The sequence below is a fragment of the Streptomyces sp. WMMC940 genome (assembly GCF_027460265.1).
Classification (GTDB): Bacteria; Actinomycetota; Actinomycetes; order Streptomycetales; family Streptomycetaceae; genus Streptomyces.
Genome location: NZ_JAPZBC010000001.1, coordinates 6,438,130 through 6,461,508, shown reverse-complemented (window position 1 = coordinate 6,461,508; position 23,379 = coordinate 6,438,130). Strand labels below are relative to the sequence as shown.

Here is a 23,379-nt window from a genome sequence, read left to right as displayed (position 1 = left end):
GCGGACCCCGCCCGACTCGGCCCTACGAGCCGAGGATCTCCCCGGGAGCGATCCGCACGCCACGTGCCCAGTCGGCGGCACGCATCGGCTTCTTGCCCTGCGGCTGGACCCAGTGGAGTTCGACGGCGTGCGAACCGGTACCGGCGTGCACATGGTTCTTGCCGGCCGAGAGCTCACCGGGCGCCAGCTCCGTGCGGTCAGGCAGCGGCTGGACGTTGATCAGCTTGAGCCGCTCGCCGCGGAACAGCGTCCACGCACCGGGCGCGGGAGTGCAGCCGCGGACGAGGCGGTCGATACGGAGGGCGGGCGTGCGCCAGTCCACATGCGCGTCCTCGACGGTGATCTTCGGCGCCATGGTGACCCCGTCGGCCGGCTGCGGCACGGCCTCGAGCGTGCCGTCCTCGATACCGTCCATGGTCGCGGCCAGCAGTCCGGCGCCGGCGAAGGCGAGCCGGGTGAGCAGATCGCCGCTGGTGTCCGTCGGCCGCACGTGCTCGGTGATCACGCCGTAGACCGGGCCCGAGTCCAGCCCCTCCTCGATCTGGAACGTGGAGGCGCCGGTCATCTCGTCGCCCGCGAGGATCGCGTGCTGCACCGGCGCCGCTCCGCGCCAGGCGGGCAGCAGCGAGAAGTGCAGATTGACCCAGCCGCGTGCCGGGATGTCCAGCGCCGCCTTGGGCAGCAGCGCGCCGTAGGCGACCACGGGGCAGCAGTCCGGCGCGATCTCGCGCAGCCGGGCGAGGAAGTCCTCGTCACGAGGCTTCGCGGGCTTCAGGACCTCGATGCCGGCCTCGTGCGCGCGCTGGGCCACCGGGCTGGCCACCAGACGGCGCCCGCGGCCCGCGGGGGCGTCCGGACGGGTGACGACCGCCGCCACGTCGTGCCGGCCGGAGGCGATCAGGGCGTCCAGGGCGGGCACGGCGACCTCGGGGGTGCCTGCGAAGACAAGTTTCACTGGTAATACCTCGCTCTGTGTGCCGGGGTGATCGCGCGACGCACCAGTCTATTTGGCCGCACCGACAGGGGGCGCGCGGACTGCCGCGCGCCCCGCGCATATGCGCCTGCTCCTCCGCAGCGTGACCAGAACCACTGGTGGCGCGTTGTCAAGAGAGATTGACCGAAGCGGGCCGCCGGAGCGGCCCGACCCTTTTCAACGCCGGTTCGAGAGGCTTGTTCATGGCCGACCACGCAACCCACGACGCCCAGGCCCGGGCGAGTCTGCATCTGTTGGTGCGGGACATCGAGCGGGTCCGCCGGCAGGTGGACGCTCTGCGCACGCTCACGGCCCAGTTGGGGAACGTCTACCGTCCGCGTCGCTCGGGCCCGTCCACGGGCTTCGTCGTCTACGGCCGGGCACCCGCCCCGACCGTCCGTCTGGCCCAGGAACTGCGGGACAGCGTCGAGACGTTGGTGACCGCCGCGGTCGACTTCGACCGCTCGCTGGGCTTCTCGTGGGACGCGGTGGGCTCGGCTCTCGGCGTCACCAAGCAGGCGGTGCACCGCCGTTACGGGTCACGGCGGACCACGCCGCAGCCCACCGCCGTGCCCGCGGAGCCGGAGCAGGGTGCGACCCGTACGATGCCCGTCGCCCCCGCGGTACCCGCGGCACGGTCCATGCCACCACAGCCGGGACCCGGCGCCCACCCGCTCCGCGAGGAGGTCCGCCCGAGCGCCTTCCCCGGCCCGCGCAACGGCTGACCCCTCTCCCCGACCGCCCCGTCTCCCCGACCGCCCCGGCGCACCCTCGCGGACGCCGGGGCGGTGCCGTGCGGGGCGGCACGTCGGCGGGCCCCGGCCCGGCGGCCCGGGCAGGCCCGCGGGCACCGACCGGCCCCCGCCTCCCCGTCAGCCGATGTCCGGAGGATCCACCCGGATCCGCACGGGGTCGCCACCGCCCCGCGCGAGCCTGGCGGCCTGCGCGGACTTCAGCGCGGCGGCGAGCGCCGCGCCGCTGCCGGGCGGTACGCGCAGCAGAGCGCGTTCCCACTGCTCCCCCGGCCGAGGACCGGACGGGGAAGCCGGGGGCGGGTCGCCCGGTCGACGCGGTCGCCCCGGCGGAGGCGGCGGCAGGGGCACCGGGCCCAGCACCTCCGCGTCGTCGGGCAGGGACGCCGTGGCGAGAAAGCCCGCGACCGCCTCCGCGCGACCGGTCACCGAGGCCATCCGCGACACCGGCGGGAAGCCCAGCTCGGCGCGCTCGGCCAGCTCGCGCTGGGCGTGGCCGACCGGGTCCCAACGCACCAGGGCCTGCACGGGGCGCAGGGTGGGCTCGGCGACCACGACGACCGTGCCGCCCTCCGCCTGGCCGCGCACCAGCGAGGCTGCACCCGTCCAGCGCCGCAGCGCCTCCTCGCCGGCACGCAGATCGGCCCGCCCGAGCATGGCCCAGCCGTCGAGCAGCAGCGCGGCCGCGTAGCCGCCCTCGGCGACGGGCTCGGCGCCCGGTGTGCTGACCACCAGCGCGGGACGGCCGGGTACCGAGTCGAGCACGTGGTCGCGCCCCGACGTCCGCACCGGCACCGCGGGGAAGGCCCGGCCCAGCTCCTCCGCGGTCCGCCGGGCCCCCACTATCCGGGCGCGCAGCCGGGCCCCGCCGCACTCGGCGCAGTGCCAGCCGGAGGCGTCCCGTCCGCACCAGCCGCACCTGAGGTCCTGCTCCCGTGGGGCCTCCAGAGGGCCGGCGCAGTGCCCGCAGCGCGCGGGCGCCCTGCAGCGCTCGCAGGCCAGCCTCGGTACATATCCGCGACGGGGCACCTGGACCAGCACCGGTCCGGTGCGCAGGCCGTCCCGGACGGTCTGCCACGCCAGCGACGGCAGCCTGGCGGCCCGTGCCGCCTCGTCGCGCGCGAGCTCGCCGTCACCGACCGTGCGGATCAGCGGTGCGGCACGGCGCACCTGCTCCCTGCCCGCCGCCAGGGGCCGTGCCCAGCCGGTCTCGACGAGCTGGGCGGCCTCGACCGTGCAGCTGACGCCGCCGAGCAGGAATCCGCAGCGCTCGTGCGCGGCACGCAGCAGCAGGACCTCCCGCGCGTGCGGCAGCGGAGCGTGCTGCTCGCTGTGGCTGGAGTCGCCGTCGTCCCATATCGCGACCAGCCCCAGGTCCTGGACCGGTGCGAACATCGCCGCACGCGTCCCGACCACCGCCCGCACGGAGCCGCGCCGTACGGCGAGCCACTGCCCGTACCGCTTCTCGGGGCCCGCTTCCGCGGTGAGCACCGCGTGGCGTCCCTCGCCGAGCAGCCCGGTCAGGGCCGCGTCCACGCGGGCGACGGCCCGCCCGTCCGGGACGACCACCAGCGCGCCCCGGCCGGACGCGAGGGTCGCCACCACGGCTCCCGCCAGCTCGCCGGCCCAGTGCGGGCCGGGGAGCGCCGTCCACACGGCCCTCGGCGTGCCGCCCCCGGCCAGGGCGTCCAGAAACGCCGGCCCCTGCTCGTAACGCGTCCAGGTGCCCGGCTGCGGGGCCGCCGGAGGCGGCAGCGGAGGGGGCGACGGCCGGGACTCGGCGCGTGCGCTCCTGGGCGGCACGGCGAGCTGCAGCACATCGGCGAGGCTGCCCGCGTAACGGTCCGCGACCGCTCTGGCCAGGCCGAGCAGCCCGGGGCCGAGCACGGGTTCGGGCGAGACCACGCCCGCGAGGGCGGCGAGCGGGCCCGAGTAGTCCGAGTCGGCCCGTCGCTCGACGATGAAGCCGTCGATCAGCCGGCCCCCTTCACGGCGGCCCTCCCGGACCTGGTGGGACCCCGCGCCGAAGCGCACCCGGACCCGGACTCCGGGCTGCGCGGCCTCGTCCAGTTCCTGGGGCACCGCGTAGTCGAAGTACTGGTCGAGGTGCAGCACGCCCTTGTTGACCACGACCCGGGCCACCGGCAGTTCCCCGGCGAGCGCCGCCCCGCGCCAGGTGCGCGGCTTGGCCCGCGGCTTCGCCGCCTTCCGTACGGTCTCCCGGATGAGCGCAAGCTGCTCCGGCGAACCGTCCCCGGGCCGCACGGAGGCTTCGTCGTCGCTGCTCACAGCCACATTCCTACCAGACGGCACCGACAGCGCCCGGGCCTCTCGGAGCGCCCTTCACGCCGGGGCCCGGCGAACGCGCGAGGGGCTCCGGACCTGTCCGGTCCGGAGCCCCTCGTGCCGAGCGGGTGCCGTCAGAGGCCCGCCGCCGCGCGCAGCGCGTCGACGCGGTCCGTGCGCTCCCAGGTGAAGTCGGGGAGCGTCCGGCCGAAGTGGCCGTAGGCGGCCGTCTGGGAGTAGATCGGGCGGAGCAGGTCGAGGTCGCGGATGATCGCGGCCGGGCGCAGGTCGAAGACCTCGCCGATGGCGTTCTCGATCTTCTCGACGTCGACCGCGGCGGTACCGAAGGTCTCCACGAACAGACCCACGGGCTCCGCCTTGCCGATCGCGTACGCGACCTGGACCTCGCAGCGCGAGGCGAGGCCGGCGGCCACGACGTTCTTGGCGACCCAGCGCATCGCGTAGGCGGCCGAGCGGTCGACCTTGGACGGGTCCTTGCCGGAGAACGCGCCACCGCCGTGACGGGCCATACCGCCGTAGGTGTCGATGATGATCTTTCGGCCGGTGAGGCCGGCGTCGCCCATCGGGCCGCCGATCTCGAAGCGGCCGGTGGGGTTGACCAGCAGCCGGTAGCCGTCCGTGTCCAGCTTGATGCCGTCCTCGACGAGCTGCTTCAGCACGTGCTCGACGACGAACTCACGGATGTCCGGCGCGAGCAGCGAGTCCAGGTCGATGTCGGACGCGTGCTGAGAGGAGACCACGACCGTGTCGAGACGGACGGCCTTGTCGCCGTCGTACTCGATGGTGACCTGGGTCTTTCCGTCCGGGCGCAGGTACGGGATGGTGCCGTTCTTGCGGACCTCGGAGAGACGGCGGGACAGGCGGTGCGCGAGGTAGATCGGCAGCGGCATCAGTTCGGGGGTCTCGTCGCAGGCGTACCCGAACATCAGGCCCTGGTCGCCGGCACCCTGCTTGTCGAGCTCGTCGTCATCGCCCTCGACCCGGCTCTCGTAGGCCGTGTCGACACCCTGGGCGATGTCGGGCGACTGGGACCCGATGGAGACGGAGACACCGCAGGAGGCGCCGTCGAAGCCCTTCTTCGAGGAGTCGTAGCCGATCTCGAGGATCTTGTTGCGCACCAGCGTGGGAATGTCCGCCCACGCCTTGGTGGTCACCTCGCCCGCGACGTGCACCAGGCCGGTGGTGATCAAGGTCTCCACGGCGACGCGGGACGTGGGGTCCTCGCGAAGCAGCGCGTCGAGAATGGTGTCACTGATCTGGTCAGCGATCTTGTCGGGGTGACCTTCGGTCACGGACTCCGAGGTGAACAGGCGACGGGACACAACGCTCCCTGGGGTTGCAGCGGCTGCTGGCTGATCATTGGTGGACCGGCCGGGGGGCTGCGCCCCGCGTCGTGTCCGAGGGACAGTTTATCGGGCACTCCCGGCGGCCGGACCAGCGTCTCGCACCCTGGGCGGCCAACCGTGGGCCGAATCACCCGCCACCCGGGCACGGACGACGGCGACGTCCGCCCGGAAGGGCCGGATTCGCCGGATTTAACGCGGCCTTAGCGAGGGATGAGAAATTCATCCCGGATTCACCCGGTTCCGGCGTGTCCACCGGGCAGGATCCGGGAGTGAGCGCTTCGTCACACCGCGCCACCGGACCGCCGCGCGGCGCGCGTCACGCCAGCCGGGCCGCCACGAGGTCCCAGACCGTGTCCGCGAGCCCTTCCTTGGGGCCGTGGGGAACCGGTGTCTCGGTCCCGTCCGCGGCCAGGACCACCGCCTCGTTCTCCTCCGAGCCGAAAGTCTTCCGCTCCCCCACCTCGTTGACGACCAGCAGGTCGCAGCCCTTGCGGCGGAGCTTCTCCCGGCCGTTGGCGAGCACGTCGTCGGTCTCGGCGGCGAAGCCCACCACCAGCTGCCCCGGACGGGCCCGCTCCGCGGAGATCTCGGCGAGGACGTCGGGGTTGCGCACCAGGACGATCGGCGCGGGCTCCTGGCCGTCCCTCTTCTTGATCTTGCCCTCGGCGTACGCGGCCGGACGGAAGTCGGCGACGGCCGCGGCCATCACGACCACGTCGGCGTCGGCGGCGGCCTTCAGCACCGCCTCACGCAGCTGCACCGCGGTGCCGACGTGGACCACGTCGACACCGGCCGGGTCGGCCATACCGGTGTTGGCCTCGATCAGCGTCACCCGGGCCCCGCGGGCCGCGGCGGTGCGGGCCAGCGCGTAGCCCTGCTTGCCGGAGGAGCGGTTCCCCAGGTACCGGACCGGGTCGAGCGGCTCACGCGTCCCGCCGGCGCTCACCACCACGTGACGGCCGGCGAGATCCGGGGCGGTCACCCCACGGGCCAGCACCCTGCGGCAGACCTCGAAGATCTCCCCGGGCTCCGGCAGCCGGCCCTTGCCGGTGTCGACGCCGGTGAGCCGGCCGACTGCGGGTTCGACGACGACCGCGCCGCGGCGGCGCAGCGTCGCCACGTTCTCCTGGGTGGCGGGGTGCTCCCACATCTCGGTGTGCATCGCGGGCGCGAGGACCACCGGACAGCGGGCGGTGAGCAGGGTGTTCGTCAGCAGGTCGTCGGCGAGGCCGTGGGCGGCCCTGGCGAGCACGTCGGCGGTGGCCGGGGCGACGACGACGAGATCGGCGCCCTGCCCGATCCGCACGTGCGGGACCTCGTGGACGTCCGACCAGACCTCGGTGGAGACCGGGTGCGCCGACAGGGCCGACCACGTCGCGGCACCGACGAACTGGAGCGCGGAGGCGGTGGGCACCACCCGGACCTCGTGTCCGGACTCGGTCAGCCGGCGCAGCAGCTCGCACGCCTTGTAGGCGGCGATGCCGCCGCTGACACCCAGGACGACCTTCGGCTTGTCCACTGCGTCTCCCGCTCCCCACCGATGGCGATACGTATCGCCTCTATGACACACCACAGGCCCGGCGGATGCTCCGCCGGGCCTGTGGTGACAGTGCCGCATGCTCCCGGGTGGCCATGGCCGGTCCCGGGCCGGACGCTACTGGGCCGGGCCCTCGACGGCCTCGGAGGTCAGCAGGCCCGCGTTGATCTCGCGCAGGGCGATCGAGAGCGGCTTCTCGTGCACATGGGTGTCCACCAGCGGACCGACGTACTCGAGGAGACCCTCACCGAGCTGCGAGTAGTACGCGTTGATCTGACGCGCGCGCTTGGCCGCGTAGATCACCAGGCTGTACTTCGAGTCGGTCGCCTCGAGCAGCTCGTCGATCGGCGGGTTGATGATGCCCTCGGGCGCGGTGATGGAAGAGGACACGCTCTAGCCTTCCGAAGAAACTACGGGGGAGATCAGAAAGATCAGACAACTTCCATCAAGGCTAGCAGCTCACGCGCGACGTCCTCGACGGAGGTGTTGACCAGGGTGGTGTCGAACTCGGACTCCGCGGCCAGCTCGACCTTCGCCGCCTCGAGGCGGCGCTCGATGACCTCGGGGGCCTCGGTGCCGCGGCCGGTGAGGCGGCGGACCAGTTCGTCCCAGCTCGGCGGGGCCAGGAAGACCAGCTGCGAGTCCGGCATGGACTCCTTGACCTGACGCGCGCCCTGGAGATCGATCTCCAGGAGCACCGGTTCCCCGGCCTCCAGGCGATCCTGGACCGCACGGCGCGGAGTGCCGTAGCGGTTGCCCGCGAACTCTGCCCATTCCAGCAACTCGCCGTTGGCGACCAGCTTGTCGAACTCGTCGTCGCCGACGAAGAAGTACTGGACACCGTGACGTTCGCCGGGGCGCGGCTTCCGGGTGGTGGCCGACACCGAGAGCCAGACCTCGGGGTGGACCTTGCGCATATGGGCGACGACCGTGCTCTTGCCGACCCCGGAGGGGCCGGAGAGCACGGTCAGCCGCGGACGTGCCTCTGCTGCCATGCAGCGATTATCCAGGTTCTCGGGAGTGCCCGAGAACGTCAGGCGGCGCCGCCGCCGAACTCACGCTCGAGCGACGCGATCTGGTTGGAGCCGAGACCCCGCACACGGCGGCTCTCGGAGATGCCCAGTCGCTCCATGATCTGCTTGGCACGGACCTTGCCGACGCCGGGGAGCGACTCGAGCAGGGCGGAGACCTTCATCTTGCCGATGACGTTGTTCTCCTGGCCCTGCTTGATGACCTCGTGGAGGGAGGCGCCGGAGTGCTTGAGTCGATTCTTGACCTCGGCCCGCTCCCGGCGAGCCGCGGCGGCCTTTTCGAGCGCGGCTGCGCGCTGTTCAGGGGTAAGGGGCGGAAGAGCCACGCCTACGTCACCTCGGATGTCGAACTGTCGGATACGGACCGGTGAGGAACCTAGTCGGCCCACACCAGGCGAGCAACGAACAACGCAGTGGCCGTTGCTTCGCTGACTCTCGACGGAGACTAGCGGCCGAGACCGCTCCAGTCAGCGAGAACAGCGGAAAAGTCCTGGTCAGCATCGGCCGACCTGGATATTCCAGACATACTGACCCGCTTTCTGTCAAGAAAGCGTCGGTCGAAGACGCAGATGAGGGCCCTGCCGAGTGCTTCGGCAGGGCCCTCGGAAGCTCTGACTCCGCCCCGGCGAGCCCGTCCGGACCCCGCAACGGAGCCCCGGGACCCATCGGGAGCGGCCCCGGAACGGACCCGGAACGTCTCCCGGGCCGCCGGGAGGGCTCCCCCGGCCGTCCCTCGCGTACGCCTACGCGCCTTCGACCGCCGCACGGACCTCGTCGGCGAAGCGCTCCGCGGCTCCGCACAGGGAGGCCGCGTCCGGGCCGTGGCGCAGGACGCCGCGGCTCACGCTCGGCACGACGTTGCGCACGGCGGGACCGAACACGCCGGGCAGGTCGGCCGGGGTCGCTCCCTGGGCGCCGATGCCCGGCGCGAGGAGCGGGCCGTTGATGTCCAGGTCCACGCCCGCGTCGCCGAGCGTGGCCCCTACCACGGCGCCGACCGGGCCCATCGGGTCCGCCCCGGCGTTCTCGTCGGCCATGTGGTTCAGCATGAGCTGGGCGAGCGAGCCTCCGCCGGACGCCGTGGCGCGCTGGACCTCGGCGCCCTCCGGGTTGGAGGTGAGCGCGAGGACGAAGACGCCGCAGCCGCTGAGGACGGCCTGGTCGAGTGCCGGGCGCAGCGACCCGAAGCCGAGGTAGGGCGAGACCGTCACGGCGTCGGAGAACAGCGGCGAGTCCTTCCGGAGGAACGCCTCCGCGTAGGCGCCCATGGTGGAGCCGATGTCGCCGCGCTTGGCGTCCATCAGGACCAGCGCCCCGGCGGCCCGGGACTCCTCCACCGCCTTCTCCAGCACGGCGATCCCGCGCGAGCCGAAGCGCTCGAAGAACGCGGACTGCGGTTTGAGGACGGCGACCCGGTCGGCCAGCGCCTCGACCACCGTACGGGTGAACCGCTCCAGGCCGTTGACGTCGTCGTTCAGCCCCCAGGCGGTGAGCAGGGAGGCGTGCGGATCGATCCCCACGCACAGGGGGCCGCGGGTGTCCATGGCGTGGCGCAGACGGGTGCCGAAGGGTTCCAGAGGGCTCATGCGGTGGCTGCCTTTCGGGTCTCGGCGCCGACGGCCTCGGCGAGGGTGGCGTAGGGGCTCGCGGCGAGCCGGGCGGCCAGGCCCTTGTGGACGGCTCGGGCATAGAACGGGCCCTCGTAGACGAACGCGCTGTAGCCCTGGACGAGGGTGGCGCCGGCCAGGATGCGCTGCCAGGCGTCCTCGGCGCTCCCGATGCCGCCGACGCCCACGAGGGTGATGCGGTCGCCCACGCGCGCGTAGAGGCGGCGGAGCACCTCCAGGGAGCGCTCCTTGACGGGGGCGCCGGAGAGTCCGCCGGTCTCCTTCACCAGCGCCGGGTCGGACTTCAGGCCGAGACCGTCGCGGGCGATGGTGGTGTTGGTGGCGATGATGCCGTCGAGGCCCAGCTCGACGGCGAGGTCGGCGACGGCGTCCACGTCCTCGTCGGCGAGATCCGGGGCGATCTTGACCAGCAGGGGGACGCGACGGCCGGTGACCGTGCGGTCGGCGGCCTCGCGCACCGCGCGGAGCAGGGGGCGCAGCGCCTGAGTGGCCTGGAGGTTCCGCAGGCCGGGGGTGTTCGGCGAGCTGACGTTGACGACGAGGTAGTCCGCGTGGGCGGCGAGCCGCTCGGTGGAGGTCACGTAGTCGCCGACGGCCTCGTCCTCGGGGACGAGCTTGGTCTTGCCGATGTTGACGCCGACGACCGTCCGGAAGATCTCCCGGCGGGCGGCGAGCCGGGCGGCGACGGCGGCGGAACCGTCGTTGTTGAAGCCCATGCGGTTGATCAGCGCCCGGTCCGGCACGAGGCGGAAGAGCCTTTTGCGGGGATTGCCCGGCTGGGGCTGTGCCGTGACGGTGCCGATCTCGACGTGGTCGAACCCAAGCATGGACATGCCGTCGATGGCGACGGCGTTCTTGTCGAAGCCGGCGGCAAGCCCGAACGGGCCGTGCATCCGCAGCCCCAGGGCCTCGGTGCGCAGTTCCTCGTAGCGGGGTGCGAGCGCGGCGGCGACGAACGTGCGCAGCACCGGAACGCGGACCGCGAGCCGGATCCACCGGAAGGCCAGGTGGTGGGCCTCCTCCGGGTCCATCCGCTTGAAGACCAGGTTGAAGAAGAACTTGTACATCTCAGTGGCGTCCTGTGTGTCCTCACGAGGACGGGTGTCCTCACGAAGAGGGGGACACCGGTTCGGTGTCCCCCTCGTGGGCTGCTAGTCGCGGGCCGCGGTCAGCTGCTCCGCGTGTTCCTGGAGCGAACGGACGCCCACCCCGCCGAGGTTGAGCGCGTCGATGCCCTGGACCGCCGCCGCGAGCGCCTGGACCGTCGTCAGGCACGGCACGCCGCGGGCCACGGCCGCGGTGCGGATGTCGTAGCCGTCGAGGCGGCCGCCCGTGCCGTAGGGCGTGTTGACGATGAGGTCGACCTGTCCGTCGTGGATGAGCTGGACGATGGTCCTCTCGCCGCCGGGGCCCTCGCCCTCGGACTGCTTGCGCACGACGGTGGCGTGGATGCCGTTGCGCCTGAGCACTTCGGCGGTGCCCGACGTGGCGAGCAGTTCGAAACCGTGCGCGACCAGCTCCCGGGCCGGGAAGATCATCGAGCGCTTGTCCCGGTTGGCGACCGAGATGAAGGCACGGCCCTTGGTGGGCAGCGGCCCGTAGGCCCCGGCCTGCGACTTCGCGTACGCCGTGCCGAAGACGTTGTCGATGCCCATGACCTCGCCGGTGGAGCGCATCTCCGGGCCGAGGACGGTGTCGACACCGCGTCCGTGGATGTCGCGGAAGCGGCTCCACGGCATCACGGCCTCCTTGACGGAGATCGGGGCGTCCAGCGGGAGCGTGCCCCCGTCGCCCTGGGCCGGCAGCAGGCCCTCCTCGCGCAGTTCGGCGACGGTGGCGCCGAGCGAGATCCGGGCGGCGGCCTTGGCCAGCGGCACGGCGGTCGCCTTCGAGGTGAACGGGACGGTGCGGGAGGCGCGCGGGTTGGCCTCCAGCACATACAGGATGTCGCCGGCCATCGCGAACTGGATGTTGATCAGTCCGCGCACACCGACGCCGCGGGCGATGGCCTCGGTCGACGCCCGCAGCCGCTTGACGTCGAAACCGCCGAGCGTGATCGGGGGCAGGGCGCAGGCCGAGTCACCGGAGTGGATGCCGGCCTCCTCGATGTGCTCCATGACGCCGCCGAGGTACAGCTCGGAGCCGTCGTACAGCGCGTCCACGTCGATCTCGATGGCGTCGTCGAGGAAGCGGTCGACCAGGACCGGCCGGTCCGGGCCGATCTCGGTGGACTCCGAGATGTACGCCTGGAGCCGGGTCTCGTCGTAGACGATCTCCATGCCGCGGCCGCCGAGCACGTACGACGGGCGCACGAGCACCGGGTAGCCGATCTCGTCGGCGATGGCCTTGGCCTCGGCGAACGTGGTCGCGGTGCCGTGCTTGGGCGCCGGGAGGCCGGCGTCGGCGAGGACCCGGCCGAAGGCGCCGCGGTCCTCGGCGGCGTGGATGGCCTCGGGGGACGTGCCGACGATCGGGACGCCGTTGTCCTTCAGGGCCTGCGAGAGGCCCAGCGGGGTCTGTCCGCCGAGCTGGACCACGACGCCGGCGACCGGTCCGGCCAGCTGCTCGGCGTGCACGATCTCCAGGACGTCCTCCAGGGTGAGCGGCTCGAAGTAGAGCCGGTCGGAGGTGTCGTAGTCGGTGGAGACCGTCTCGGGGTTGCAGTTGACCATGACGGTCTCGTAGCCCGCGTCGTGGAGCGCGAAGGAGGCGTGGACGCAGGAGTAGTCGAACTCGATGCCCTGGCCGATGCGGTTCGGGCCGGAGCCCAGGATGATCACGGCGGGCTTCTCGCGCGGGGCGACCTCGGACTCCTCGTCGTAGGACGAGTAGAAGTACGGGGTCCTCGCGGCGAACTCGGCGGCGCAGGTGTCGACGGTCTTGTAGACCGGGCGGATGCCCAGGGCGTGGCGCACCTCGCGGACGACGTCCTCGCGCAGGCCCCGGATGCCGCCGATCTGGGCGTCCGAGAAGCCGTGCCGCTTGGCCTCGGCCAGCAGCTCGGGGTCGAGCTCCTCGGCGGCGGCCAGGTCGTCGGCGATCTCCTTGATCAGGAAGAGCTGGTCGACGAACCACGGGTCGATCTTCGACGCGTCGAAGACCTCCTGCTGGGTGGCTCCGGCGCGGATGGCCGCCATCACCGTGTTGATCCGGCCGTCGGTCGGACGGCCCGCCTCGCGCAGCAGCTCGTCCTTGTCGCCGGGCTCGCCGGTGAAGTCGAACTGGCTGCCCTTCTTCTCCAGGGAGCGCAGCGCCTTCTGCAGGGCCTCGGTGAAGTTGCGGCCGATGGCCATGGCCTCGCCCACGGACTTCATGGTGGTGGTGAGCGTGCTGTCCGCGGAGGGGAACTTCTCGAAGGCGAAGCGCGGGGCCTTGACGACCACATAGTCGAGGGTCGGCTCGAAGGACGCCGGCGTCTGCTCCGTGATGTCGTTGGGGATCTCGTCGAGGGTGTAGCCCACGGCGAGTCGGGCCGCGATCTTCGCGATCGGGAATCCGGTGGCCTTGGAGGCCAGCGCGGAGGAGCGGGACACCCGCGGGTTCATCTCGATGACGATGACCCGGCCGTCCTCGGGGTTGACCGCGAACTGGATGTTGCAGCCGCCGGTGTCGACGCCCACCTCGCGGATGACGGCGATGCCGATGTCGCGCAGGGTCTGGTACTCGCGGTCGGTCAGCGTCATCGCGGGCGCGACCGTGATCGAGTCGCCGGTGTGCACGCCCATGGGGTCGAAGTTCTCGATGGAGCAGACGACCACGACGTTGTCGTTCTTGTCGCGCATCAGCTCCAGCTCGTACTCCTTCCAGCCGAGGATGGACTCCTCCAGGAGCACCTCGGTGGTGGGGGACAGGGTGAGGCCCTGGCCGGCGATGCGGCGCAGCTCGTCCTCGTCGTGCGCGAAGCCGGAGCCGGCGCCGCCCATGGTGAAGGAGGGCCGGACGACCACGGGGTAGCCGCCGAGGGTCTCGACGCCCTTGAGCACGTCGTCCATGGAGTGGCAGATCACCGAGCGGGCGGACTCGCCGTGGCCGATCTTGCGGTTGACGGCCTCGACGACGTCCTTGAAGAGGTCGCGGTCCTCGCCCTTGTTGATGGCCTCGACGTTGGCACCGATCAGTTCGACGCCGTACTTCTCCAAGGTGCCGCCCTCGTGGAGGGAGATCGCCGTGTTGAGCGCGGTCTGGCCGCCGAGGGTGGGCAGGAGCGCGTCGGGGCGCTCCTTGGCGATGATCTTCTCGACGTACTCGGGGGTGATCGGCTCCACGTACGTGGCGTCGGCGATCTCCGGGTCGGTCATGATCGTCGCCGGGTTGGAGTTCACCAGGATGACGCGCAGGCCCTCGGACTTGAGGACCCGGCAGGCCTGGGTGCCGGAGTAGTCGAACTCGGCTGCCTGACCGATGACGATCGGGCCGGAGCCGATGACCAGGACGGACTGGATATCGGTGCGCTTAGGCACGCTGGCCCTCCATCAGGGAGACGAAGCGGTCGAACAGGTACGCGGCGTCGTGCGGGCCCGCGGCCGCTTCGGGGTGGTACTGGACGCTGAAGGCCGGCTGGTCGAGCAGCTGGAGGCCCTCCACCACGTCGTCGTTGAGGCAGACGTGGGAGACCTCGGCGCGGCCGTAGGGGGTCTCGGAGACCTTGTCGAGAGGGGCGTCCACGGCGAAGCCGTGGTTGTGCGCGGTGACCTCGACCTTGCCGGTCGTACGGTCCTGTACGGGCTGGTTGATGCCGCGGTGGCCGTACTTGAGCTTGTACGTGCCGAAGCCCAGCGCGCGGCCCAGGATCTGGTTGCCGAAGCAGATGCCGAACAGCGGCGTCCGGCGCTCCAGCACGCCCCGCATGACCGACACCGCGTGGTCGGCGGTGGCCGGGTCGCCCGGGCCGTTGGAGAAGAACACGCCGTCGGGGCCGACCGCGTACACGTCCTCGACGGTGGCGGTCGCGGGCAGCACGTGCACCTCGATGCCGCGCTCGGCCATACGGTGCGGGGTCATGCCCTTGATACCGAGGTCGACGGCGGCGACGGTGAACCTCGCCGTGCCGACCGGTACGGCTTCGCCGTCGGGGCCGATCGCGGGGACGACGTAAGGCTCCTTCGTCGCGACCTCCGCCGAGAGGTCGGCGCCCTTCATCTCGGGCGCCTGGCGGACCTCGGCGAGCATCGTGCCCTCGTCGGGCAGCGCGTTGCCGGAGAAGATGCCCACGCGCATCGCGCCGCGCTCCCGCAGGTGGCGGGTGAGGGCACGGGTGTCGACTCCGCTGATGCCGACCACCCCCTGGGCCGCGAGCTCCTCGTCGAGGGAGCGGCGGGAGCGCCAGTTGGAGGGGACGCGGGCGGGGTCGCGGACGACGTAGCCGGACACCCAGATGCGGGCCGACTCGGGGTCCTCGTCGTTGACACCGGTGTTGCCGACGTGCGGGGCGGTCATCACGACGACCTGGCGGTGGTACGACGGGTCGGTGAGGGTCTCCTGGTAACCGGTCATGCCGGTGGAGAACACCGCCTCGCCGAAGGTCGCCCCCACGGCCCCGTAGGCGCGGCCGCGGAAGGTGCGACCGTCCTCCAGGACGAGTACGGCGGGAACGCGGGTTCCCCTGGTGGAGGTCGTCATCGTGCGGCGCCTTCCGTCGTGTCGTTCTTGGTCATGGAGTCGAGGGCCTCGACCCAGGCCGTGTGGCCGGCCGCCCGGTCGGAGCGGAAACCGGAGTCGATCAGCCGGTCGCCGTGCTCCCAGGTGAGGATCAGCAGACCGCCCTCGGTGAGGACCTTCCCGGCGATCCCCTTGTCGAGACGGGCCCCGCGCAGGGCCGCGGCCGGGATGAAGAAGTCGGCGGCCCCGGGGCGGACGACGTCGATCCCGGCGTCGGTGAGCGTCAGCTCGGCGCGGCTGCGGTTGCCCAGGCCCCGGGCGACGATCCGGTCGAGCCACTGCCCGGCGGTCGTGGAGCCGTGGTACCGGCCGCTGAGCCGGAGCTTCGCCCCGCCGGTGTCCTCGGGTGCGGTCGGGAGCTCCGGCAGCCCGGACTGGAGCTCGCCCCGCCACTTCCAGCCCTGGCGCATCAGCCAGTAGACGAGGGCGATGAAGAGCAGCAGTCCGGCGACCCAGCCGAGCCGTGCGGCCCAGTCGGTCACCTCCGCCGACTTCCGCTCGACCTCTCCGGCCGCCTGAATGATCAGTGGTGTCGTCACGCCAGCTTCCCGTCCATGAGCGTCGCGCGGCCCCGCAGGAACGTGTGGGTGACGCGCCCCGGCAGCTCACGGCCCTCGTAGGGGGTGTTGCGGCTGCGGGAGGCGAAGCCCGCGGGGTCCACGGTTCCACGGTATGCCGGATCGAGCAGGGTGAGGTTGGCGGGCTCACCTGCCGAGACGGGCCGCCCGTGGCCCTCGGCGCGGCCGATCCGGGCGGGCTTGAACGACATCCGGTCGGCGACGCCCTCCCAGGTCAGCAGCCCGGTGTCGACCATCGTGTGCTGGACGACGGAGAGCGCGGTCTCCAGGCCGACCATGCCCATCGCGGCCGCGGCCCACTCGCAGTCCTTGTCCTCGTGCGGGTGCGGGGCGTGGTCCGTGGCGACGATGTCGATCGTGCCGTCGGCCAGGGCCTCGCGCAGCGCCATCACGTCGCGCTCGGTGCGCAGGGGCGGGTTGACCTTGTAGACGGGGTTGTACGTGCGGACCAGCTCGTCGGTGAGGAGCAGGTGGTGGGGGGTGACCTCGGCGGTGACGTCGATGCCCCGGGACTTGGCCCAGCGGACGATCGCGACGGAGCCGGCGGTCGACAGGTGGCAGATGTGGACGCGGGAGCCGACGTGCTCGGCAAGCAGCACGTCCCGGGCGATGATCGACTCCTCGGCGACGGCCGGCCAGCCGCCCAGGCCCAGTTCGGCGGAGACGACGCCCTCGTTCATCTGGGCGCCCTCGGTGAGCCGGGGCTCCTGCGCGTGTTGCGCCACGACACCGCCGAAGGCCTTCACGTACTCCAGCGCCCGGCGCATGATCACGGCGTCGTCGACGCACTTGCCGTCGTCGGAGAACACGGTGACGGCGGCGGCGGAGTCGTGCATGGCGCCGAGTTCGGCGAGCTTCCTGCCCTCCAGGCCGACGGTGACGGCGCCGATCGGCTGGACGTCGCAGTAGCCGTGCTCCCTGCCGAGCCGCCACACCTGCTCGACGACGCCCGCGGTGTCGGCCACGGGGAAGGTGTTGGCCATGGCGAACACGGCCGTGTAACCGCCGCTCGCCGCCGCGCGGGTGCCGGTGAGGACGGTCTCGGAGTCCTCACGGCCGGGCTCCCGCAGATGGGTGTGCAGGTCGACGAGGCCGGGCAGCAGGATCCTGCCCTCCGCCTCGACGACGGTCGCACCGCCGGCCTCGATCCCGGTTCCGACCTCGGCGATGGTCTCGCCGTCGACCAGTACGTCCTGTGCCGCGCCGCCCAGCACCTTCGCGCCACGGATAAGCGTCTTGCTCATGGGTTACTTCGTCTCCTCGGTACGGGCGTGGGTGACGGCGGGCTCGTTGCCGCCGAGAAGCAGGTAGAGGACCGCCATCCGGGTGTGCACGCCGTTGGCGACCTGCTCGACGGCGGTGCAGCGCTCGGAGTCGGCGACCTCGGCGGTGATCTCCATGCCGCGCACCATGGGGCCGGGGTGCATCACGATGGCGTGCTCGGGCATCTTCGCCATGCGGTCGCCGTCGAGCCCGTAGCGCCGCGAGTACTCGCGCTCGGTCGGGAAGAAGGCCGCGTTCATGCGCTCGCGCTGCACCCGCAGCATCATCACCGCGTCGCTCTTCGGCAGCGTGCTGTCCAGGTCGTAGGAGACCTCGCAGGGCCAGTGCCCGACGCCGACCGGCAGCAGGGTGGGCGGCGCGACCAGGGTGACCTCGGCGCCGAGGGTGTGCAGCAGGTCCACGTTGGACCGGGCGACGCGGCTGTGCAGGATGTCGCCCACGATCGTGATCCGCTTGCCCGCGAGGTCCTGCCCCAGGCCGGCGTCCCGCCCGACGAGGCGGCGGCGCATGGTGAACGCGTCGAGCAGCGACTGGGTGGGGTGCTGGTGGGTACCGTCGCCGGCGTTGATGACCGCGGCGTCGATCCAGCCGGAGGTCGCGAGCCGGTAGGGGGCGCCGGAGGCGCCGTGCCGGATGACGACGGCGTCGACGCCCATCGCCTCCAGGGTCTGCGCGGTGTCCTTCAGCGACTCGCCCTTGGAGACGGACGAGCCCTTGGCGGCGAAGTTGATGACGTCCGCGGACAGCCGCTTCTCCGCGGCCTCGAAGGAGATCCGGGTCCTCGTCGAGTCCTCGAAGAAGAGGTTGACGACGGTCCGGCCGCGCAGGGTCGGCAGCTTCTTGATCGGCCGGTCGGCGACCCGGGCCATCTCCTCGGCGGTGTCGAGGATCAGGACGGCGTCGTCACGGGTGAGGTCGGCGGCCGAGATGAGGTGACGCTTCATCTGGGTGTGCTCCAGGGTGTGGAGATGTGCGGGCGTGCGGGCGCGCGAGCGCTGCCCGGGGGGCGGGACGGGGGCCGGGCCGGGCTGTTACTGCTCGCCGGCCGGGGCGGTCTCCCGCACGCCCAGGAGCACGGTGTCGCGACCGTCCTCCTCGGAGAGCTGGACCTTGACCGTCTCCCGCAGCGACGTCGGGAGGTTCTTGCCGACGTAGTCGGCGCGGATGGGCAGCTCGCGGTGGCCCCGGTCCACCAGGACCGCGAGCTGGACGGCGCGCGGACGGCCGATGTCGTTCAGCGCGTCGAGGGCGGCGCGGATGGTGCGGCCGGAGAAGAGCACGTCGTCGACGAGGACGACCAGCCGGCCGTCGATGCCGTCGGCCGGGATGTCCGTGCGCGCGAGGGCACGGGCGGGGCGGAGCCGCAGGTCGTCGCGGTACATGGTGATGTCGAGCGAGCCGACGGGGATGGTGCGGCCGGTGATCCCTGCGAGCTTGGCGGCGAGCCGGTCGGCCAGGAACACGCCGCGGGTCGGGATGCCGAGGAGCACCACGTCTTCGGCGCCCTTGGCGCGCTCGACGATCTCATGGGCGATGCGGGTCAGTACCCGCGCGATGTCGGGGCCCTCGAGAACGGGGCGCGAGACGTCGGAAGTGTGTGCGTCCATACGAAACGGACCTCCTTCTCCGCCTCACGGGACGGACCTTAAAGGACGTCGGATTTTGCGCCGTCCACGCTACCAGGGTCCGCGAGGCGCCCTGACCACCCCCTCGGGAGGGGCGTACGGACCATTCGGCTTGACGCGGCCAAGTAACGCTGCGTAACCTTCACAGTGAGTGACCAGCACGCGGCCGTGCCGCACGTGATACAGCGTCCGGGGAGCTATATGTCCAGCGAATACGCAAAACAGCTCGGGGCCAAGCTCCGCGCCATCCGTACCCAGCAGGGGCTCTCGCTCCACGGGGTGGAGGAGAAGTCCCAGGGCCGCTGGAAGGCCGTCGTCGTCGGGTCGTACGAGCGCGGGGACCGCGCCGTGACGGTTCAGCGCCTGGCCGAGCTGGCGGACTTCTACGGTGTTCCGGTGCAGGAGCTCCTTCCCGGCACCACGCCGGGCGGTGCCGCCGAGCCGCCGCCGAAGCTCGTTCTCGATCTCGAGCGTCTTGCCCACGTCCCCGCCGAGAAGGCCGGACCGCTGCAGCGCTATGCGGCGACCATCCAGAGCCAGCGCGGGGACTACAACGGCAAGGTGCTCTCCATCCGCCAGGACGACCTGCGCACGCTCGCCGTCATCTACGACCAGTCGCCGTCGGTGCTCACCGAGCAGTTGATCAGCTGGGGCGTGCTGGACGCCGACGCGCGTCGCGCTGTCGCCCACGAAGAGGGCTGACGCCACAACAGCAGAAACGTTGCCGCCGGGCCGTGGGAGGGGCTGCCTCCCACGGCCCGGCGGTCTTCGGTTCCATGCCCGTGCCGCCGGGAAGGCTTCTCCGCGCCCTCTCGGGCCGACACCGCTGCCGGCGACTGCCTGGGGCCCCGCTCCGGGCCCGTGGGACGCGCTCCGGGGCCCGTGGGACGTCCGGGGCCCGCGGGATGCGAGCGCCTTCGTGGACGGCCGCCGCGCCATGCACGGGAACGCCGAAGGTCCGCAGCACCGCGGTGCTGCGGACCTGTCCGGCTCGGGCCCGACTCCAGCCGCGCCTACGCGTCGCGCAGGGTCGGCTTCAGATCCTTGAAACGCCCCAGCAGGCCGTTCACGAAGGACGGCGACTCGTCCGTGGAGAACTCCTTGGCGAGCTGCACCGCCTCGTCGATCACCACGGCGTCCGGGGTGTTGTCCACCCAGACCAGCTCGTACGCGCCGAGCCGGAGGATGTTGCGGTCCACGACGGGCATCCGGTCGAGCGTCCAGCCGACCGCGTGCGTGGCGATCAGCTCGTCGATCCGGTCCGCGTGCTCCGCGTACCCCTCGACCAGCTCCATCGTGTACTCGTTGACCGGCGGCTGACGGTCGTCGGACCGCGAGTGCCGGATCCAGTCGGCGAGGACCTCCTGCACGGAGGCACCGCGCTGGTCGGCCTCGAAGAGGATCTGGAAAGCACGCTTGCGGGCCTTGTTGCGGGCAGCCACGGTTAGCTGTTCACCCGGCCGAGGTAGTCGCCGGAACGGGTGTCGACCTTGATCTTCTCACCGGTGGTGATGAAGAGCGGGACCTGGATGGTGTAGCCGGTCTCCAGGGTGGCGGGCTTGGTACCGCCCGTGGAGCGGTCGCCCTGGACGCCCGGCTCGGTCTCCTGGATGACGAGCTCGACGGCCGCCGGCAGCTCGACGTAGAGCACCTCGCCCTCGTGCGTGGCCACGGTGGCGGTGAAGCCCTCGATGAGGAAGTTGGCGGCATCGCCGACGGCGTTGCGGGCGACGTGCAGCTGGTCGTACGTCTGCATGTCCATGAACACGAAGTACTCGCCGTCCATGTACGAGAACTGCATGTCGCGGCGGTCGACGGTGGCCGTCTCGACCTTCACGCCGGCGTTGAAGGTCTTGTCGACGATCTTGCCGGAGAGCACGTTCTTGAGCTTGGTGCGCACGAAGGCCGGGCCCTTGCCGGGCTTGACGTGCTGGAACTCGACGACGGACCAGAGCTGGTCGTTGTCGAGCTTGAGCACCATGCCGTTCTTGAGGTCGTTCGTGGTGGCCACGGTTGCGGAATCTCCTGGACTGACGCTGGTGGACGACCGGGGAGGAGCGAAGGTGCGCGCTGCGAGCGGAGCTACAGCGCGAGCAGCTCCTTGGTCGTGATGGTGAGTAGCTCGGGTCCGCCGTCCGCCTCCTGGCGCACGACGAGCGTGTCATCGATCCGGACTCCGCCCCGGCCCGGGAGGTGGACCCCCGGTTCGACGGTGACCGGCACACAAGCGTCCAGTTTACCCATGGCCGCAGGTGCCAGCTGCGGGTCCTCGTCGATTTCCAGTCCTACACCGTGGCCGGTGAGGGGCGCGAGTCCCTCGCCGTAGCCCGCCGAGTCGAGGAGGTGACGGGCCGCGCGGTCGACGTCCCGGTACCCGGCACCGGGCAGGAGCGCCTCGCGTCCGGCCCGCTGAGCGGCGAAGACGAGGTCGTACAGATCGATCTGCCAGTCCGCGGGAGAGGTGCCGATGACGAACGTCCGGCCGATCTCGCAGCGGTAGCCGCGGTAGTTGGCGCCGAGGCAGACGGAGAGGAAATCACCCTCCTCGACGCGCCGGTCCGAGGGCCGGTGCCGGCGGCGTCCGGCGTTCGGCCCGGTGGCGACCGAGGTGGGGAAGGCGGGGCCGTCGGCACCGTGGTCGACGAGCCTGCGTTCGAGCTCGAGGGCGAGATGGCGCTCGGTGCGGCCGACCAGGATGGACTCCAGCAGTTCGCCGAGTGCCTGGTCGGTGATCTCGGCCGCGATCCGCAGACACGCGATCTCGTCCTCGTCCTTCACCATCCGCTGCTGTTCGACGGCGCCGCCCAGATCGGTCAGCCGCAGACCCGGCGCGGCCGTGCCGAGGGCGCGGTGGCGGGCGACGGTGAGGTGGTTCTCCTCGACGGCGAGTCCGTCGGCGCCGGAGCCGGCCGCGGTTTCCGCCGCGGCGACGGCGGGGTCGTGTCCGTGCACCGGCAGGACGGTCAGCCGCAGTCGCTCGTCCAGACGCCCGTCGACGGGGTCGCCGGTGGGCGCCGTGGGGCACAGCAGTTCGTCCGCGGACTCCCCTGCGGGCCCCAGGAGCAGGACGGCGCCGGGCGGAGCGCCGCCGGCGAGGTAACGGACGTTGGCAGGCCGGGAGATCAGCGCCGCGGCGCTCCCGGTCGCGACACACCGGTCGCGCAGCCGGCTGCGGCGGACAGCGAACACCTCGGACATGTGACGAGCCTAAGAGCGCGGAGCGGATCCGGCTGGTTGAGAGCGTCCGTGCGGGGTCCCTCCGGCGGGTGCGCCTCCCCTGCGGGGCGGGCGGCCCTGCGAGCGGGGCGGGCGGCTACGGCACGGCGGGGCGGGGCAGGCGGCGCAAGATGCACGGCGGTACGGCGCGTGGCGCGGGGCGGGCAGCTATGGCGCGGCGGGCCGGGGCGGGCGGCCCTGCGAGCGGAACGGGCGGCGCAAGATGCACGGCGGTGCGCCGGGGCGGGCACGGCGGGGCGGGACGGGCGGCGCAAGATGCGCGGCGGTGCGCCGGAGCGGGCAGCTATGGCGCGGCGGGGCGCCGATGCGGCGCAGGACGGCGCGCGTCAGGCGACCATGGCGCGGCGGGGCGGCGCTGTGCCGGTCGTGGCGCCGCGCTGCCGGCACGCTCCGGGGCTCGTATCCGGACGGTGTGCTCGACGGCTCTCCCGCTCCCGCTGAGCGCGGCGGCTCCAGCGACTCAGTGTCACGCTCGTACGCCCGGAGCCGGCGCTTCCGCGCGCCGACACGTCCCCGCCGCCGCGAGAGGCGCACCCCGGCGGCACGTACGGCGCACGGCCCCACCGCGCAACGCGCCTACCAGGCCGGTGGGCTCTTCAGCGCCCGGGCCAGCACGTCGTCCAGGATGCGCGCCGTCGTCTCCACGTCGCACTGGGAGTTGTCGATGATCGGGAGGCCGGAGCCGTACCAGCCGGCCATGCGGCCGTGGATGCCGGCGACCTCCTCGTCCGACAGACGGCGGTTGCCGCTGCGCTCGGCGTTGCGCTCCAGGACGACCTCCAGGCCGGGCAGGAGCACCACGGGCAGCAGTCCGGGTCCGACATGGCGCTTCCAGCCACCGAGTCCGACGACGGGGCGGTCGGGGAAGACGGCGTCGTCGAGGATGCAGGAGATGCCGTTGGCCAGGAAGTTGCGGGCGGCGAAGCCGCAGGTCCGGCGTGCCAGGCGGTACTGGGCCTCCGACTGGTCGTTCCAGCCGGTCTGGGGGTCGGCGAAGCCGGAGCAGACCCATTCGCGGACGTCGTCGAGGCTGATGTGCGCGGTGGGGACGCGGCGGCGCTGCGCCCAGTGCCGGGCCACGGTCGTCTTGCCCGCACCCGCCGGGCCGATCAGCAGGACCGCGAGCGTGGCGGTGCCGGTGCCGTTCTCGGCGGGCGGTGCGGGGACCGGAACCGGTCCGCCCGGCGGGAGTGAGACGTGCCCCGTGGTGTCCGGGGCGGGCGGCGCGGGAACCTGCCGCGCCGGGTCGCTCCAGCCGGGGGCGGGCGGCCCCTGGGGAGGAGGCGGAGGGCTCTGCGGCGGCGGGCCGGGGTGCTGGGACTGGTGATCCCATCCGGTCGCCGGGCCGTGCCCGGGTATGGGTCCCGGGACGTGCCCCGGCCCGTGGGGAGGCAGCGGAGCTCCCACTGCGTGCTGCATCCGG

At 72.3% G+C, this 23,379-nt stretch carries 21 protein-coding genes; 2 read left to right on the top strand and 19 right to left on the bottom strand.

The genetic code is table 11. The features are described 5' to 3' along the window. Positions 1-22 precede the first annotated feature (22 nt). Positions 23-955, bottom strand: a complete 933-nt coding sequence (gene fmt / locus O7595_RS28535; protein WP_269731451.1) for a methionyl-tRNA formyltransferase — start codon at positions 953-955, stop codon at positions 23-25. Between the two features lie 221 nt (positions 956-1,176). Between fmt and O7595_RS28530 the strand changes: the two genes are divergently transcribed. Then, entirely contained in the window at positions 1,177-1,698 is a 522-nt protein-coding gene (locus O7595_RS28530; protein ID WP_269731450.1) for a hypothetical protein, read from the top strand. 147 nt (positions 1,699-1,845) lie between these two features. Here the strand turns inward: O7595_RS28530 and O7595_RS28525 are convergent, their stop codons facing one another. From O7595_RS28525 to pyrR, 14 genes are all read right to left on the bottom strand, one after another. Further along, on the bottom strand, positions 1,846-4,014 hold the full coding sequence (locus O7595_RS28525) for a primosomal protein N' (RefSeq protein ID WP_269731449.1): 2,169 nt from the start codon (positions 4,012-4,014) through the stop codon (positions 1,846-1,848). Positions 4,015-4,145: 131 nt separating this feature from the next. Beyond that, positions 4,146-5,354, bottom strand: coding sequence for a methionine adenosyltransferase (gene metK / locus O7595_RS28520; RefSeq protein WP_269731448.1), 1,209 nt, complete (start codon positions 5,352-5,354; stop codon positions 4,146-4,148). 340 nt (positions 5,355-5,694) lie between these two features. Further along, entirely contained in the window at positions 5,695-6,897 is a 1,203-nt protein-coding gene (coaBC, locus tag O7595_RS28515; RefSeq protein WP_269731447.1) for a bifunctional phosphopantothenoylcysteine decarboxylase/phosphopantothenate--cysteine ligase CoaBC, read from the bottom strand. A 135-nt stretch (positions 6,898-7,032) separates the two neighbouring features. After that, on the bottom strand, positions 7,033-7,305 hold the full coding sequence (gene rpoZ / locus O7595_RS28510; protein WP_003982715.1) for a DNA-directed RNA polymerase subunit omega: 273 nt from the start codon (positions 7,303-7,305) through the stop codon (positions 7,033-7,035). A gap of 41 nt (positions 7,306-7,346) precedes the next feature. Then, the gene (gene gmk, locus O7595_RS28505; RefSeq protein WP_269731446.1) at positions 7,347-7,910 is read right to left on the bottom strand and encodes a guanylate kinase; all 564 of its coding nucleotides are present in this window, start codon (positions 7,908-7,910) and stop codon (positions 7,347-7,349) included. A gap of 38 nt (positions 7,911-7,948) precedes the next feature. Next, the gene (locus O7595_RS28500; RefSeq protein WP_093658266.1) at positions 7,949-8,272 is read right to left on the bottom strand and encodes an integration host factor; all 324 of its coding nucleotides are present in this window, start codon (positions 8,270-8,272) and stop codon (positions 7,949-7,951) included. A 417-nt stretch (positions 8,273-8,689) separates the two neighbouring features. Next, positions 8,690-9,532 (bottom strand): orotidine-5'-phosphate decarboxylase, encoded by an 843-nt coding sequence (gene pyrF, locus O7595_RS28495; protein WP_269731445.1) that lies wholly within the window; start codon positions 9,530-9,532, stop codon positions 8,690-8,692. Then, complete coding sequence (locus O7595_RS28490; RefSeq protein ID WP_269731444.1) at positions 9,529-10,641, bottom strand: quinone-dependent dihydroorotate dehydrogenase; 1,113 nt, start codon at positions 10,639-10,641, stop codon at positions 9,529-9,531. The genes pyrF and O7595_RS28490 overlap by 4 nt, the downstream gene beginning before the upstream one ends. Before the next feature lie 84 nt (positions 10,642-10,725). Then, positions 10,726-14,034 carry a carbamoyl-phosphate synthase large subunit gene (gene carB, locus O7595_RS28485; protein WP_269731443.1) on the bottom strand — a complete coding sequence of 1,103 codons (3,309 nt, stop codon included), beginning with the start codon at positions 14,032-14,034 and terminating at the stop codon, positions 10,726-10,728. Continuing rightward, entirely contained in the window at positions 14,027-15,193 is a 1,167-nt protein-coding gene (gene carA / locus O7595_RS28480; protein ID WP_269731442.1) for a glutamine-hydrolyzing carbamoyl-phosphate synthase small subunit, read from the bottom strand. The genes carB and carA overlap by 8 nt, the downstream gene beginning before the upstream one ends. After that, positions 15,190-15,771 carry a PH-like domain-containing protein gene (locus tag O7595_RS28475; RefSeq protein ID WP_269731441.1) on the bottom strand — a complete coding sequence of 194 codons (582 nt, stop codon included), beginning with the start codon at positions 15,769-15,771 and terminating at the stop codon, positions 15,190-15,192. The genes carA and O7595_RS28475 overlap by 4 nt, the downstream gene beginning before the upstream one ends. After that, positions 15,768-17,054: a dihydroorotase gene (locus O7595_RS28470; RefSeq protein ID WP_269731440.1), complete on the bottom strand. Its 1,287-nt coding sequence runs from the start codon at positions 17,052-17,054 to the stop codon at positions 15,768-15,770. The genes O7595_RS28475 and O7595_RS28470 overlap by 4 nt, the downstream gene beginning before the upstream one ends. A 3-nt stretch (positions 17,055-17,057) precedes the next feature. Further along, positions 17,058-18,038 carry an aspartate carbamoyltransferase catalytic subunit gene (locus tag O7595_RS28465; RefSeq protein WP_269731439.1) on the bottom strand — a complete coding sequence of 327 codons (981 nt, stop codon included), beginning with the start codon at positions 18,036-18,038 and terminating at the stop codon, positions 17,058-17,060. An 87-nt stretch (positions 18,039-18,125) separates the two neighbouring features. Further along, entirely contained in the window at positions 18,126-18,701 is a 576-nt protein-coding gene (pyrR, locus tag O7595_RS28460) for a bifunctional pyr operon transcriptional regulator/uracil phosphoribosyltransferase PyrR (RefSeq protein ID WP_269731438.1), read from the bottom strand. A gap of 219 nt (positions 18,702-18,920) precedes the next feature. Between pyrR and bldD the strand changes: the two genes are divergently transcribed. Continuing rightward, entirely contained in the window at positions 18,921-19,421 is a 501-nt protein-coding gene (gene bldD / locus O7595_RS28455) for a transcriptional regulator BldD (protein WP_017945577.1), read from the top strand. Positions 19,422-19,732: 311 nt separating this feature from the next. Here the strand turns inward: bldD and nusB are convergent, their stop codons facing one another. From nusB to O7595_RS28435, 4 genes are all read right to left on the bottom strand, one after another. Further along, a complete protein-coding gene (gene nusB / locus O7595_RS28450) occupies positions 19,733-20,161 on the bottom strand; it encodes a transcription antitermination factor NusB (RefSeq protein ID WP_269731437.1) in 429 nt (142 codons plus the stop codon). A gap of 2 nt (positions 20,162-20,163) precedes the next feature. Continuing rightward, a complete protein-coding gene (gene efp / locus O7595_RS28445) occupies positions 20,164-20,730 on the bottom strand; it encodes an elongation factor P (protein WP_018892597.1) in 567 nt (188 codons plus the stop codon). 71 nt (positions 20,731-20,801) lie between these two features. Continuing rightward, on the bottom strand, positions 20,802-21,917 hold the full coding sequence (locus tag O7595_RS28440; protein ID WP_269731436.1) for an aminopeptidase P family protein: 1,116 nt from the start codon (positions 21,915-21,917) through the stop codon (positions 20,802-20,804). Between the two features lie 615 nt (positions 21,918-22,532). Further along, positions 22,533-23,375: a Pro-rich N-terminal domain-containing protein gene (locus O7595_RS28435; RefSeq protein ID WP_269731435.1), complete on the bottom strand. Its 843-nt coding sequence runs from the start codon at positions 23,373-23,375 to the stop codon at positions 22,533-22,535. Between the last annotated feature and the right edge of the window lie 4 nt (positions 23,376-23,379).

Coding starts and splice junctions, on each gene's coding strand:
- pyrR (WP_269731438.1), bottom strand. CDS start 18,701: ATGGACGCACACACTTCCGACGTCTCGCGCCCCGTTCTCGAGGGCCCC.
- pyrF (WP_269731445.1), bottom strand. CDS start 9,532: ATGAGCCCTCTGGAACCCTTCGGCACCCGTCTGCGCCACGCCATGGAC.
- O7595_RS28440 (WP_269731436.1), bottom strand. CDS start 21,917: ATGTCCGAGGTGTTCGCTGTCCGCCGCAGCCGGCTGCGCGACCGGTGT.
- O7595_RS28470 (WP_269731440.1), bottom strand. CDS start 17,054: ATGAGCAAGACGCTTATCCGTGGCGCGAAGGTGCTGGGCGGCGCGGCA.
- O7595_RS28465 (WP_269731439.1), bottom strand. CDS start 18,038: ATGAAGCGTCACCTCATCTCGGCCGCCGACCTCACCCGTGACGACGCC.
- carA (WP_269731442.1), bottom strand. CDS start 15,193: ATGACGACCTCCACCAGGGGAACCCGCGTTCCCGCCGTACTCGTCCTG.
- O7595_RS28490 (WP_269731444.1), bottom strand. CDS start 10,641: ATGTACAAGTTCTTCTTCAACCTGGTCTTCAAGCGGATGGACCCGGAG.
- O7595_RS28530 (WP_269731450.1), top strand. CDS start 1,177: ATGGCCGACCACGCAACCCACGACGCCCAGGCCCGGGCGAGTCTGCAT.
- O7595_RS28435 (WP_269731435.1), bottom strand. CDS start 23,375: ATGCAGCACGCAGTGGGAGCTCCGCTGCCTCCCCACGGGCCGGGGCAC.
- gmk (WP_269731446.1), bottom strand. CDS start 7,910: ATGGCAGCAGAGGCACGTCCGCGGCTGACCGTGCTCTCCGGCCCCTCC.
- bldD (WP_017945577.1), top strand. CDS start 18,921: ATGTCCAGCGAATACGCAAAACAGCTCGGGGCCAAGCTCCGCGCCATC.